The sequence below is a fragment of the Streptomyces sp. NPDC052682 genome (assembly GCF_040678435.1).
In the GTDB taxonomy this organism is placed as follows: Bacteria; Actinomycetota; Actinomycetes; order Streptomycetales; family Streptomycetaceae; genus Streptomyces.
In genome coordinates this window covers 44,751-58,094 of sequence record NZ_JBFATS010000030.1, presented here as the reverse complement: position 1 = coordinate 58,094, position 13,344 = coordinate 44,751, and the positions used below count along the sequence as shown (strand labels likewise).

Sequence of the window (13,344 nt, the reverse complement as noted above, 5' to 3'; positions counted from 1 at the left end):
CTCTTCATGGACGGCGGCATCGCCGTCGAACGCGGCGACGCCCGCGAAGTCCTGGGCAACCCACGCGAGAAACGAACCCAGGCCTTCCTCGAAAGAGTCCTGTAAAAGCGGCACGGAGATGCGGCCTCGCAGCCGTCGCCTTCGGCGAACTTGTGGGCCTTGGCCGGAGTGACGCCGATGCCGTGACCATTGGTCCATGTCCAGGCCACGGGCGGCGACAGGCCGATGTGGTGGCCAATGCCCGCTTCCGAGTGCGGGGCGGCCTGGTGACCGAGCGCGGTGAGGGCTTCGGCCGGAACAGGATCGCTCCGTCCCGGTCAGCCTCGTGTCCACCGTCGACGGACAAGGTGGCGGGTTCTGGCCCAGCTAGGGCCTGTCGTTGGGATCATTCCGGCGTCGCGGGCTCTGGCACGCACATCTGCGGCGTTGTCGTCGGTTGCCGACGCTCCGCGTCGCCGCCCTCCTCCGCCTTGCAGCTGCACGCACCAGAGCCCGCTCGGGTCAGTCCGAAGGCGCCGCAGGCCGGGCCGGACTGATCCAAACGACAGACCCTGATGGCCGCAGACGTCCCGTCGGGCAGGTCGCCGGCGGACGAGCGCACCCGGATGCTGCGCAGGGTGACCCCGCGCCGCGCTCATCTCACCTGCCGGTGCTCTCGCGCGAGGAACCAGATCCACTCCATGCTCCACCGCAACCTGCTCCCCCGCCCCCCATCTCTGACCTGCATGGCAACACCGCCCAGAGCAGCCCGCTCTCATCGCCACCGACGAGCTCCGGCAGCTCGTGGCCGCCGTCGACACCGTCCTCTCCTCCCAGGAAGCCGAATGACCACCACACGCACACTGGCCGACGCCGAACCGTCCGCGCTGGCCGACTCCGACAAGGTCCTGGCCGACCTCGATCTTGCCGTGCCGGGCGTACCCCACACCTTCGATGTCCACGATCCGGCCACCGGCCGGGTCATAGCCCGGGTCCCCGACTTCGATGTCCAGCAGGCCCTGGAGGCCGTCGCCCGCGCCGACGAGGCCGGCCGTGCCTGGGCTGCCACCACCGCCCGGCACCGCGCCGACATCCTCCGCGCCTGGTACGACCTGATCCTCAGCAACGCGGAGATGATCGCCCTGCTGATCACCCGCGAGATGGGCAAGCCGCTCGCCGAGGCCCGCGCCGAGATCTCCTACGGCGCCGACTTCGTGCGCTGGTACGCCGAGGAAGCGGTACGCCCGGCCGGAAACTTTCGCGACGCTCCCACCGGCGGGGCCCGTCTGCTCACCCGGCGCGCCCCGGTGGGACTGTCGGTCCTGATCACCCCGTGGAACTTCCCCCTCGCCATGGCCACCCGCAAGATCGCCCCGGCGCTGGCCGCCGGCTGCCCCGTGGTCATCAAACCAGCGCCCCACACCCCGCTGACCACGGTCTTCGCGGTCCAGCTGGCCATCGCAGCCGGCGTTCCCGAAGATCTGGTGCAGATCGTGACCACCACGGATGCTCCCGCCTTCAGCACCGCCGTGCTGGCCGATCCGCGCGTGCGCAAGGTGTCGTTCACCGGTTCCACCCAGGTCGGCAAGGTCCTCCTGCGCCTCGCCGCGGACAACGTGCTGAAGAGCTCCATGGAACTGGGAGGCAACGCCCCGCTTCTGGTTTTCGACGACTCCGACCTGGAGCGGGCCGTCGACGGAGCGTTCGCCGCCAAGATGCGCAACGGCGGCCAGTCCTGCATCGCCGCCAACCGCATCTTCGTCCAGGACGGCATCGCCGACGCCTTCGTCGAGGCCCTGACCGAGCGGCTGGCCACTGTGAAGGTCGGCAACGGACTCGCCCCCGGCGTGGGACTCGGCCCGGTGATCGACCACAACGCCGTGACCAAACTCGCCCACCTCGTCGAGGACGCCACACGCCGTGGCGCTCACCTGCTCACCGGCGGCTCGGCTGCCAGCCACCCCGGCTCGTTCTTCGAGCCGACGCTCCTGGACCACGTACCGGCCGACGCCGACCTCGCCCGCAGCGAGATCTTCGGACCCATCGCCGCCATCCAGCGCTTCTCCCACCAGGACGAGGCCATAGCACGCGCCAACGACACCGAGTACGGCCTGGCCGGCTACGTCTTCACCGAGAACCTCGACCGCGCCTTCGACGTGGCCGACCAACTGGCCACCGGCATGGTCGGTATCAACCAGGGCGTCCCGTCGAACGCGGCCGCACCGTTCGGCGGCGTCAAGCAGTCAGGCCTCGGACGCGAGGGCAGCAGCGAAGGACTCGAAGAGTACGAGGAGATCCGCTACTACAACCTCGCCCTGCGCCCCACCGGTTGACCGACGTTCGGGCCAGACGACCGCATCAGATCGCATCGCTGTTGCCCAACGACGAGCATTACCAGTTTCAGGCTGGAACTGAAATAAATTGTGGTAGGGTTGCCGCCGAGGAAGTGAGCAACCCCGGAAAAAGACTGAAGGTGTGCCTGCCGATGACTTCGACACTGAGCCGGGCACTCGCCCACTACCCCAACCGGTTCGACCCCGGGGTGCTGAGCGAACTACCCGAGCACCTCCAAAAGACCATCCAGCGGCGGAACAAGGTCCTGGGCCCTGGGTACACCCTGATCTACAGGGAGCCGGTCGAGTTCGTCTCCGGTCACGGAGCCCATCTGATCGACCGGGACGGCAACGACTACCTCGACGCCTACAACAACGTCCCCTGCGTCGGCCACGCCCACCCCCACGTGGCCGAGGCCGTCGCCCGCCAGATGAAGGCGGTCAACACCAACACGCGCTACGTCCAGGAAGCCCTGGTCGACTACGCGGAGCGGCTGCTCGCGACCTTCCCCGAGGAGCTGTCGAAGCTGAGCATCGCGTGCAGCGGCTCGGAGGCGAACGACCTGGCGGTGCGGGTGGCGAGGTTCCACACGGGCGGCGAGGGCATCATCGTCACCCGCTGGGCCTACCACGGCCTCACCCGCGAGGTCGCGAGCTTCTCGCCGACTCTGGGCAAGGGATCACCGCTGGGCCCGAACGTACGGCTGATCGACCCGCCGGACCCGCGTCTGGCCGCGCCGGGGACCACGCTCGCCGAGCACATGCGCCGGCAGGTGAGAGGCGCGATCGAGGACCTGGAGCGCCACGGTTACCGGCTCGCGGCGCTGATCACCGACTGCGCGTACTCCAGCGACGGCATCTTCACCGACCCCGTCGACTACATGCGGGGCGTCGTGGAGGAGGTGCACGCGGCCGGTGGTGTCTACATCGCGGACGAGGTGCAGTCCGGGTTCGCCCGGCTCGGGGAGTCGATGTGGGGGTTCACTCGCCACGGCGTGCTGCCGGACATCGTGACCATGGGCAAACCGATGGGCAACGGCCTGCCGATCTCGGGTGTGGTCTTCCGCCCCGAGGTCTGCGAGGAGTTCGGACGCAACGTCCGCTACTTCAACACCTTCGGCGGCAGCTCGATCCCCGTGGCCGCCGGGGCCGCGGTGCTGGACGTCTTCGAGAAGGAGAACGTGCAGCAGCGCGTCCTGGAGAACGGCAACGCTCTGCGCGCGGGCCTGCGGGAGATCACGAAGGACTCCCCGTACGTGGCCGAGGTCCGCGGCGCGGGTCTGTACGTCGGCGTGGAGATCGTCAAGGACCGGGAGACCCTCGAGCCCGACCGGGCACGTGCCGAAGACGTCATCAACGACATGCGCGATCGCCGGATCCTGATCAGCGGCACGGGCACGGCGGCGAACACACTGAAGATCCGTCCTCCGCTGGCCTTCGACTCCGCCGACGTGACGCGATTCCTGGACACTTTCGCCGAGGTCGCGAAAAACCGCCTGTGACAGGCCAGCCCAAGGGAGTGACCGTGAACACCTCACCGGTTGCGAGTTATGCTCAGCGCCTCCTCAAGGAGAGCGGCCTGACGTCGTCCCACGAGCCCATCGACGCGATGCCGGTGAGCGTTCTTCTTGACGAGCACTACCGCCTCACCGGGCGCTTGGGGCGGCTGGCGACCGAGAAGGACGACACGTTCAGGCTCAGGACCGACGCGGGCGACTACCTCGTGAAGGTCTCACCGCCGGACGAGGCGGAGGCGGTCGTCGGTCTCCAGACCGCCGTCATGCGCTTCCTCGAAAGCGCCGCCCCGCAGTTGCCGGTCCAGCGGGTGAGGCTGACCGTCGGCGGGGACGACAGCGTGACCATCCGGCTGAACGACGGCAGGACTCGCATCCTGCGGGTGTTCGACTTCGTCGAAGGCCAGGTCCTGGCCGATGCGAACCCGGACGCGGAACGGCTCGCCGAGGCGGGCGAGATGCTGGGGCTGATCGACGTGGCGCTCAGGCCGTTCACGCACCCGGCGGACCGACGAGGTCTGGCATGGGACCTCCGGCATTTCCACCGGATGACCGAACTGGCCGAGCACACGCCGAGCCCCGAGCACCGCCGGCTGGCCCAATCGGTCTTCAGGCTCTTCGGTCAAAACGTCGTTCCGAGGCTGAATGATCTCGAAACGCACGTGATCCACGGCGACTTCAGCCCCTACAACATCGTGGTGGACCCCAAAAGCGATCACTTCGTCACCGGAGTCATCGACTTCGGCGACACGGTGCGCAGTGCGGTGATCTTCGACCCCGCCGTCCCCATGGCGAACCTGCTCGGCCGCACACCCGATCATCCCTGGCGGGACGCCTGCGCCTTCGCCGCCGGGTACCAACGCAGGAAACCGATCCAGGCCTCGGAACTCCCCCTTCTCCCGGTTGCCTCGTTGGCGCGACTCACCCTGCGTGCGCTGATCACCAACTGGCGTGCCAAGCGCGCACCCGAACGGCGCGAGTACCTGCTCGACCACGCCAAGGACGATTGGATCAATATCGAGCGTTCCTTGACCGTGAGCCTGGACGACGTGATCGAGCGCCTCAGGGAAACCCGTCACGGGCATCGCTGAGAAGCCACCCGGCTGCGGGATCACTTTCGCCGTCCCGAGCACTCCCGCGTCTATCCGGGGTGTTCGACGTGGCGGCCGATCCGTTCAGCCCGCCGCAGGCGATCGAGGCCGCCGTCCGGCCTGACCGGTCCGCATCCGGGCGGCGGGTGATCTGGCGGGGCGCCCGGGTGAGGCTGGGGTACTGCTGAATGTGTGGGCGCGGGGAGAGCGAGACGGGACCGGGATGAGCACCCCTCCCGGTCCCGCCCGTCCGCACCCGTTGCGAACGTCTACCTGGCCACCTTCCGCGTGGCCCGCAGCCACTCCCTGTTCATGCGGGTGATGGAGCTCAGCGGGATGCCCTTCGGGCAGGCGGTGGCGCACTCACCGGCCAGCGTGCACCCGCCGAACCCCTCCTCGTCCATCTGCGCCACCATGTCCAGCACGCGGGTCTCCCGCTCGGGCGCCCCCTGCGGCAGCACATTGAGGTGGTTGATCTTCGCCGAGGTGAACAGCATCGCCGCCCCGTTGGGGCAGGCGGCGACACACGCCCCGCAGCCGATGCACTCGGCGTGCTCGAAGGCGACGTCGGCGTCCGGCTTGGGCACCGGCGTGGCGTGCGCCTCGGGCGCGGAACCGGTGGGCGCGGTGATGTAGCCGCCGGCCTGGATGATCCGGTCGAACGCGGACCGGTCGACGACCAGGTCCTTGATCACCGGGAATGCGGCAGCCCGCCACGGCTCGATGTCGATGGTGTCGCCGTCCCGGAAGGACCGCATGTGCAGCTGGCAGGTGGTGGTGCGCTCGGGCCCGTGCGCCTCCCCGTTGATGACGAGCGAGCACGCACCGCAGATGCCCTCACGGCAGTCGTGGTCGAAGGCGACGGGCTCCTCGCCCTGGAGGATGAGCCGCTCGTTGAGGGTGTCGAGCATCTCCAGGAACGACATGTCGGGCGAGACGCCGTCCACCTCGTACGTGGACATGGCACCGTCGGCGTCGGCGTTCTTCTGCCGCCAGACGCGCAGGGTGAGCTTCATGCGTAGCTCCGCTGGGTGGGGTGGACGTACTCGAAGACCAGGTCTTCCCTGTGCAGGACGGGCGCCTGGCCGGTGCCGGTGAACTCCCACGCGGCGGCGTAGGCGAACGCGTCGTCCTTGCGGGCGGCCTCGCCGTCCGGGGTCTGGGACTCCTCGCGGAAGTGGCCGCCGCAGGACTCGGTGCGGTGCAGCGCGTCGAGGCACATCAGCTCGGCGAGCTCCAGGTAGTCGACGATGCGGTTGGCCTTCTCCAGCGACTGGTTGAACTCCTCGCCGGTGCCGGGCACCTTGATGCGCCGCCAGAACTCCTCGCGGATCTGCGGGATGCGCTCCAGGGCCTTGCGCAGGCCGGAGTCGCTGCGGGCCATGCCGCACAACTCCCACATCAGCTCGCCGAGTTCGCGGTGGAAGGAGTCGGGGGTGCGGTCGCCGTCGACGGACAGCAGCAGGTGGAGGCGGTCCTCGGTCTCGGCGAGCGCCTCCTGGACGACCGGGTGGTCGTCGGTGACCTCGTCGCCCCGCGGGGTGCGGGCGAGGTAGTCGGTGAGGGTGGCCGGCAGGACGAAGTAGCCGTCGGCCAGGCCCTGCATCAGGGCACTGGCCCCGAGCCGGTTGGCGCCGTGGTCGGAGAAGTTGGCCTCGCCGATCGCGAACAGGCCCGGGACGGTGGTCTGCAGGTCGTAGTCGACCCACAGGCCGCCCATCGTGTAGTGCACGGCGGGGTAGATCCGCATCGGCACCTCGTACGGATCCTCGTCGGTGATCCGCTGGTACATCTCGAAGAGGTTGCCGTACTTGGCCTGCACGGCGTCCCGGCCCATGCGCCGGACGGCGTCGGCGAAGTCCAGGTACACGCCCTGCCCGCCCGGGCCCACTCCCCTGCCCTCGTCGCAGACGTTCTTCGCGGCGCGGGAGGCGATGTCACGGGGCACCAGGTTGCCGAAGGACGGGTAGAGGCGCTCCAGGTAGTAGTCGCGCTCGTCCTCGGGGATCTCGTTCGGCGGGCGGGTGTCGCCCTTGGCCCTGGGCACCCAGATCCGGCCGTCGTTGCGCAGCGACTCGCTCATCAGCGTCAGCTTCGACTGGTGGTCGCCGGTGCGCGGGATGCAGGTGGGGTGGATCTGTGTGAAGCAGGGGTTGGCGAACCAGGCGCCGCGCCGGTGCGCCCGCCAGATGGCGGTCGCGTTGGAGTTCATGGCGTTGGTCGACAGGTAGAAGACGTTGCCGTAGCCGCCGGTGGCCAGGACGACGGCGTCCGCGAAGCAGGTGGAGATCTTCCCGGTGACCAGGTCCCGGGCGACGATGCCGCGGGCCCGCCCGTCGACGACGATCAGGTCGAGCATCTCGGTGCGCGGATGCATCTCCACGTTCCCGGCGGCGATCTGCCGGCTGAGCGCCTGGTAGGCGCCCAGCAGCAGTTGCTGGCCCGTCTGGCCGCGGGCGTAGAAGGTGCGCGAGACCTGCACACCGCCGAAGGAGCGGGTGTCGAGCAGCCCGCCGTACTCCCGCGCGAAGGGCACGCCCTGGGCCACGCACTGGTCGATGATCTCGACGGAGATCTGGGCGAGCCGGTGCACGTTGGACTCGCGGGCCCGGAAGTCGCCGCCCTTGACGGTGTCGTAGAACAGCCGGTGGATGGAGTCGCCGTCGTTGCGGTAGTTCTTCGCGGCGTTGATGCCGCCCTGCGCGGCGATGGAGTGGGCGCGGCGCGGGGAGTCCTGGTAGCAGAACTGGATGACCTTGTAGCCCTGTTCGGCCAGGGTCGCGCCCGCGGAGCCGCCCGCCAGCCCGGTGCCGACGACGATGACGGTGTGCTTGCGCCGGTTGGCCGGGTTGACCAGTTTGGCCTCGAAGCGGCGCTTGTCCCAGCGTTCGTGGATCGGCCCGGAGGGGGCCTTGGTGTCGGCGACGGGCTCGCCGACCGTGTAGTGCGTGTACGCGGTCATCAGCTCACCACTCCGGTCATGACGCCCACGGGCACGGCGATGAAGCCGGCCGTGAGCAGCAGCGCGAGGACGTCGGCAGCGGTCCTCAGGGCGCGGTCGCGCCTGCGGCTGCCGACGCCGAGGGTCTGGGCGGCGCTCCAGAAGCCGTGCCGGATGTGCAGGCCGAGCGCGAGCATCGCGAGGATGTAGACGACGTTGCCGTACCAGGTGGAGAAGGTGCCGACGACGTTCTGGTACGGGTGGCCGGGCCGGAAGCCCGGGTGCACGGTGCCGGTGGTCAGGTCCAGGAGGTGCCAGACGACGAACAGGCCGAGGATGACGCCGCCCCAGCGCATGGTGCGCGTGGCGTAACCGGCGCGGGGCTTCTTGTGCACGTACTTGCTGGGCCGGGCCCGGATGTCGCGGCGGCTGAGCTGGTACGCGGACACCCCGTGGGCGACGACCGCGGCGGCCAGCACCACCCGGACGACCCACAGCGTCCACTCCTGGTGCATGAACGGCTCGCCGACGGTGCGCAGCCAGTGGGCGTAGTGGTCGAACTCGCCCTGTCCGAAGAAGATCTTCAGGTTGCCGAGCATGTGGACGACGAGGTACAGCAGCATGATCAGGCCGCTGACCGCCATGACGGTCTTCTTGCCGACGGTGGAGTCCCACACGGTGCGTGCCATGGACGGCCGTCGGTCCGTCCGCGTTGCCAGAGCCATGTCGCCCACGCTAGGACGGCTCACCGCGATCGGTCCAAGACATGGCCCAGCTCGTTTCGATAGTCGCCGGCTATGCTGAGGGGGTGCAGTTCCAGCAGCTCCAGTACTTCGTGGCGGTCGCCGAGACCCGGCACTTCACCCGGGCCGCGGAGCTGGTGCATGTCGCCCAGCCATCCCTGTCGCAGCAGATCAGGGCTCTGGAGAGGGAGCTCGGCGCCGACCTGTTCCTGCGGGCGCGCGGCAACATCACCCTCACGGATGCCGGTGAGGCCCTGCTCCCGCTGGCCCGGCGGATCCTGGCCGACGCGGACACGGCCCGCCACGAGGTGCAGGAGCTGGTGCAGCTGCGCCGGGGCCGGGTACGTCTCGGCGCCACACCCAGCCTGTGCACCGGCCTGCTGCCGGACGTGCTGCGCGCCTTCCACGACCGCTACCCCGGCATCCGGCTGCTGATCGAGGAGGGCGGCTCCCACGACCTGGTACGTCACCTGGCCCGCGGCGCGCTGGACCTGGCCCTGGTGGTGCTGCCCCTGCCGACCCCCTCACCCGCCCTGACGACCGTGGAACTCCTGCGTGAGGACCTGGTGGTGGTCTCCTCCCCCGACGCCCCGCGCCCCGGCCGGGGCTGGCGCACGGTCCGCATCGCCGACCTGGAGGGCGAGCGCCTGGTGATGTTCCGGCACGGCTACGACCTGCGCGAACTGACGGTCGCCGCATGCCGCGCCGAGGGCTTCGAACCGGACTTCGCGGTGGAGGGCGGGGAGATGGACGCGGTACTGGGCTTCGTCCGCGCGGGGCTGGGCGTCGCGGTGGTACCGCGCATGGTGGCGGCCCGTTCCGGGCGCGGCCTGCGGGTCACCCCCCTGGCCCGGCCGGGACTGCACCGCACGATCGCGCTGGCCCACCGCAGCGACGTGGCACCGCCGCGGGCCGCGCGGGAGCTCCAACGCATGCTGCTGGAGCGCTGAACCCGCCGGCAGGCAAGGTCACCGGTGCTCGGGGTTGTCCGCACCCGGGCGGCAGCCGGCGTCCCACTGCGAGCGCTGGTTGCCGTACGCGGGGACGCCTCCGGCTCGCTTCAGCAGGGCGGCCAGGTGCATCAGGTTCCAGGTCATGAAGCTGGTGTTGCGGTTGGTGAAGTCGTTCTCCGGGCCGCCCGAGCCCGGATCGAGGTACGAGGGTCCGGGGCCGGCCGCGCCGATCCAGCCGGCGTCCGCCTGGGGCGGGATCGTGTAGCCGAGGTGCTGGAGGCTGTAGAGGACGTTCATCGCGCAGTGCTTCACACCGTCCTCGTTGCCGGTGATCAGACAGCCGCCGACCCGGCCGTAGTAGGCGTACTGCCCCTGGGAGTTGAGGAGGCTGGAGCAGGCGTAGAGACGCTCGATCACCTTCTTGGTCACGGAGCTGTTGTCGCCGAGCCAGATCGGCCCGGCGATGACCAGGATGTCCGCGGCCATCACCCGCTCGTACAGCGCCGGCCACTCGTCCGTCGCGAAGCCGTGCTCGGTCATGTCCGGGTAGACACCGGGGGCGATGTCGTGGTCGACGGCGCGGATCTCCGAGGTGGTGACCCCGCACGACATCATGATCGCCGCGCTCTTGTCGATCAGACCCTGGGTGTGACTGAGCTGCGGGGACGGCTTGAGCGTGCAGTTGACGTACAGGGCGGTCAGATCGTCGTAGCGGTACGCGGACTCGGCGCGGGACGCGGCGGAGGGTGAGACTGTCATGAGGGCAGCATCTCGCGCGATGTCCGGTTTGTCCCGCCCTGACGCTCCCGCGCGGGTCTTACGGAGTCATGACGTACGGGGCGTGGTACTGCGGTGCGGCGACGGTGCGGACCTAGCGTGGCCGTATGCGTGTACTGGTCACCGGCGGTGCCGGGTTCATCGGGTCCCATGTCGTCACCGCACTGCGGCAGCGCGGTCACGAGCCGCTCGTGTTCGACGTGCGGGAGGATCCCGGCGCCGACGTCCGTGACCCGGCGGCCGTCACACATGCCCTGTCCGGTGTGGACGCCGTGTGTCATCAGGCCGCGACGGTCGGGCTCGGCGACGGGGTCGCCGACGCGGCGGAGTACGTCTCGCACAACGACCTGGGCACGGCGGTGCTGCTCGCCGCCATGGCGGACGCGGGCGTGGGGCGTCTCGTGCTGGCCGGGTCGATGGTCGTCTACGGAGAGGGGCGCTACACGTGCCCGCGGCACGGCGTCGTACGGCCCGGGCCGCGGGCCGTCGCCGACCTCGGCGCGGGCCGGTTCGAACCCGTCTGCCCGGTGTGCGGGCAGGACCTCTCCCCGGGGCTGGTCGCCGAGGACGCTCCGGCCGATCCCCGCAACGTGTACGCCACGACCAAGCTCGCCCAGGAGCACCTGGCCGCCGCCTGGGCCCGCTGCACCGGCGGTTCGGCCGTGTCGCTGCGCTACCACAACGTCTACGGACCCGGTATGCCGCGCGACACCCCCTACGCCGGTGTCGCCTCCTTCTTCCGTTCGGCGCTTGCGCGGGGCGAGGCTCCGCGCGTGTTCGAGGACGGGCTGCAGCGCAGGGACTTCGTGCACGTCCGGGATGTGGCCGCCGCCAACGTGGCGGCGCTGGAGGCGCAGGCCGCCCCGGGTGTGCTCACGGCGTACAACACCGGCAGCGGTGACCCGCACACCGTCGGCGAGATGGCCCGGGCGCTGGCCGCCGCGTACGGCGGGCCCGACCCCGTCGTCACCGGCGAGTACCGGCTCGGGGACGTACGGCACATCACTGCGGACTCCTCGCGGCTGCGGGCGGAGCTGGGGTGGAAGCCGGAGGTCGGCTTCGAAGAAGGCATGGCGCAGTTCGCGCGGGCCGGGATGCGCGCGGCATAGGACCGGTGGCGCTGCCCGCGATCAGGAAGCGGCGGCGGGCAGCACCACCTCGAAACGGCAGCCGCCGGGAATGTTGCGTACGGTGGCCCGGCCCTGGTGCGCCTCCACGATTCCCCGGACGATGGCAAGGCCCAGCCCCGCGCCCGCCGGGGGCGTCCGGGCGTGCGTGCCGCGCCAGCCGGTGTCGAAGACACGCGGCAGGTCCTCCTCGGGGATGCCGCCGCAGCCGTCCGTCACCGACAGCACCACGCCCTCGGTGGAACGCTCCGCCGCGATGGCGACCGTGCCGTCGGCCGGTGTCCGGCGGATGGCGTTGACCAGCAGGTTGCCCAGCACCCGGCTCATCTCCTTGCCGTCCACCTCCACCGGCACCGGCTCGATGCGGCCGCCCACCAGCCGCACCCCGTGCTCCCGGGCCACCGGACCGGCTCCCGCCAGCGCGTCGCCGACCAGGTCGTACAACGACATCCGGGTGGGGGTCAGGGGAAGCGTGCCGGCGTGGATGCGGGAGAGTTCGAACAGGTCGCCGACCATGTCGTTGAGACGTTCGACCTCGGTGCGTATCTGCTTCAGATAGCGGTCGGGATCGGCGGCGACGCCGTCCTCCAGAGCCTCGGACATGGCGCGCAGACCGGCCAGCGGGGTGCGCAGATCGTGTGAGATCCAGGCGACGAGTTCGCGCCGGGACGCCTCCAGCGCGCGTTCCCGCTCACGGGATTCGGCGAGTCTGGCGCTGGTGGTCGCCAACTCGCGGCTGAGGTGGTCGAGTTCCGCGGTCGTCGGTCCGTCGGGAGCGGCGAAGGACCCGCCGTCGCCGAAGGAACGCGCGGCCACGGCGAGCGCGCGGCTGCGCGCGACGACCCAGCGGCCCAGCAACAGCGCGGTGACCAGGGAGACGACCGCCGCCATGGCGACGACCGTCGTGACGACGGTCAGGTCGTGCGGGGACAGGAACATCGCCCAGGCGACGGCGAGGGTGCCCGCGAGCATCGCGACGACACCGACCGCCGCGACCACGGCGAGCGATGCGGTGAGCGAACGGCGCCGGATCAGGCGCAGGACGCACGCTCCGGCCAGCCCGGTGGCGGCGGCACCGGCGAAGGCGTACAGAGCGATCAGCAGGGTGTCGCGCATGGTCAGCCCTCCCCGCCCGTGGGGTCGAAGCGGTAGCCCACGCCCCACACGGTCTGGATCAGGCGGGGCCGGGCCGGATCGTCCTCGACCTTGCCGCGCAGGCGGCGGACATGGACCGTGACCGTCGACAGGTCGCCGAAGTCCCACCCCCACACCTCGCGCATGAGGTCCTCGCGGCCGCAGGCCCGCCCGGGGTTGCGCAGGAAGAAGGACAGCAGGTCGAACTCCCTGAGTGTGAGGGCGAGTTCGGCACCGTTCTTGGTGGCCCGCCGGGCCGCCGGGTCGACGGTCAGTCCGGCCGCCGTGAGCCGGCCCTGCCCCGCGGCGGGCCTGCTGCGGCGCAGCACCGACTCCACGCGCAGGACGAGTTCGCGCGGGCTGAAGGGCTTGGTGACGTAGTCGTCGGCGCCGACCTCCAGGCCCAGGACGCGGTCGTCCTCGTCGCCTCGGGCGGTGAGCATGATGACCGGCACAGGACCGTGACCGCGGATCCGCCGGCACACCTCCAGGCCGTCCATGCCGGGCAGCATCAGGTCGAGCACGACCAGGTCCGGCCGGTGCGCGGCGGCACGGGTGAGGGCCGTCGGGCCGTCGTCGGCACGGTCGACGGCGTACCCGGCGCGGTCCAGATACCCGGCGACGACCTCGGCGACCGTCGGATCGTCGTCCACGACCAGGATCCGGGGGGATCCGTCGGCGCCTTGCGCGCCGCGGGGCTCGTACGGTTGTCGCTGCATGCCCCCAGCCTGGCACCGCACCCCCGCCGGTGC

11 protein-coding genes and 1 pseudogene are annotated in these 13,344 nt (G+C 70.5%); 6 read left to right on the top strand and 6 right to left on the bottom strand.

Annotation, left to right across the window (positions count from 1 at the left end; genetic code table 11):
• The 4 genes and pseudogenes from AB0K80_RS32175 to AB0K80_RS32160 all read left to right on the top strand — a co-directional run.
• Positions 1-105: pseudogene (locus AB0K80_RS32175) on the top strand (ectoine/hydroxyectoine ABC transporter ATP-binding protein EhuA); the annotation flags it as partial.
• A gap of 719 nt (positions 106-824) precedes the next feature.
• On the top strand, positions 825-2,312 hold the full coding sequence (locus AB0K80_RS32170) for an NAD-dependent succinate-semialdehyde dehydrogenase (RefSeq protein ID WP_365675791.1): 1,488 nt from the start codon (positions 825-827) through the stop codon (positions 2,310-2,312).
• Between the two features lie 152 nt (positions 2,313-2,464).
• Positions 2,465-3,814 carry an aspartate aminotransferase family protein gene (locus AB0K80_RS32165; RefSeq protein ID WP_365675790.1) on the top strand — a complete coding sequence of 450 codons (1,350 nt, stop codon included), beginning with the start codon at positions 2,465-2,467 and terminating at the stop codon, positions 3,812-3,814.
• 23 nt (positions 3,815-3,837) lie between these two features.
• A complete protein-coding gene (locus AB0K80_RS32160) occupies positions 3,838-4,917 on the top strand; it encodes a phosphotransferase (RefSeq protein WP_365675788.1) in 1,080 nt (359 codons plus the stop codon).
• Positions 4,918-5,186: 269 nt separating this feature from the next.
• On the opposite strand, the gene AB0K80_RS32155 is transcribed toward AB0K80_RS32160, so the two are convergent.
• Genes AB0K80_RS32155 through AB0K80_RS32145 form a run of 3 tightly spaced genes read right to left on the bottom strand, consistent with a single transcriptional unit; the run spans position 5,187 to position 8,583 of the window.
• Entirely contained in the window at positions 5,187-5,933 is a 747-nt protein-coding gene (locus AB0K80_RS32155) for a succinate dehydrogenase/fumarate reductase iron-sulfur subunit (RefSeq protein ID WP_365675786.1), read from the bottom strand.
• Positions 5,930-7,879 carry a fumarate reductase/succinate dehydrogenase flavoprotein subunit gene (locus AB0K80_RS32150; RefSeq protein WP_365675785.1) on the bottom strand — a complete coding sequence of 650 codons (1,950 nt, stop codon included), beginning with the start codon at positions 7,877-7,879 and terminating at the stop codon, positions 5,930-5,932. Before AB0K80_RS32150 ends, AB0K80_RS32155 begins: the two co-directional genes overlap by 4 nt.
• The gene (locus AB0K80_RS32145) at positions 7,879-8,583 is read right to left on the bottom strand and encodes a succinate dehydrogenase (protein ID WP_365675783.1); all 705 of its coding nucleotides are present in this window, start codon (positions 8,581-8,583) and stop codon (positions 7,879-7,881) included. Before AB0K80_RS32145 ends, AB0K80_RS32150 begins: the two co-directional genes overlap by 1 nt.
• A gap of 83 nt (positions 8,584-8,666) precedes the next feature.
• On the opposite strand from AB0K80_RS32145, the gene AB0K80_RS32140 reads away from it, so the two are divergent.
• Positions 8,667-9,551, top strand: a complete 885-nt coding sequence (locus tag AB0K80_RS32140) for a LysR substrate-binding domain-containing protein (RefSeq protein WP_365675797.1) — start codon at positions 8,667-8,669, stop codon at positions 9,549-9,551.
• An 18-nt stretch (positions 9,552-9,569) separates the two neighbouring features.
• Here AB0K80_RS32140 and AB0K80_RS32135 read toward each other — a convergent pair whose 3' ends face one another.
• Positions 9,570-10,313: a flavodoxin family protein gene (locus AB0K80_RS32135; protein ID WP_365675781.1), complete on the bottom strand. Its 744-nt coding sequence runs from the start codon at positions 10,311-10,313 to the stop codon at positions 9,570-9,572.
• A gap of 125 nt (positions 10,314-10,438) precedes the next feature.
• Between AB0K80_RS32135 and AB0K80_RS32130 the strand changes: the two genes are divergently transcribed.
• A complete protein-coding gene (locus AB0K80_RS32130) occupies positions 10,439-11,440 on the top strand; it encodes an NAD-dependent epimerase/dehydratase family protein (RefSeq protein WP_365675780.1) in 1,002 nt (333 codons plus the stop codon).
• A 21-nt stretch (positions 11,441-11,461) separates the two neighbouring features.
• On the opposite strand, the gene AB0K80_RS32125 is transcribed toward AB0K80_RS32130, so the two are convergent.
• Together AB0K80_RS32125 and AB0K80_RS32120 are read right to left on the bottom strand one after the other, a co-directional pair.
• The gene (locus AB0K80_RS32125) at positions 11,462-12,574 is read right to left on the bottom strand and encodes a HAMP domain-containing sensor histidine kinase (protein ID WP_365675778.1); all 1,113 of its coding nucleotides are present in this window, start codon (positions 12,572-12,574) and stop codon (positions 11,462-11,464) included.
• Between the two features lie 2 nt (positions 12,575-12,576).
• On the bottom strand, positions 12,577-13,311 hold the full coding sequence (locus AB0K80_RS32120; RefSeq protein ID WP_365675776.1) for a response regulator transcription factor: 735 nt from the start codon (positions 13,309-13,311) through the stop codon (positions 12,577-12,579).
• Between the last annotated feature and the right edge of the window lie 33 nt (positions 13,312-13,344).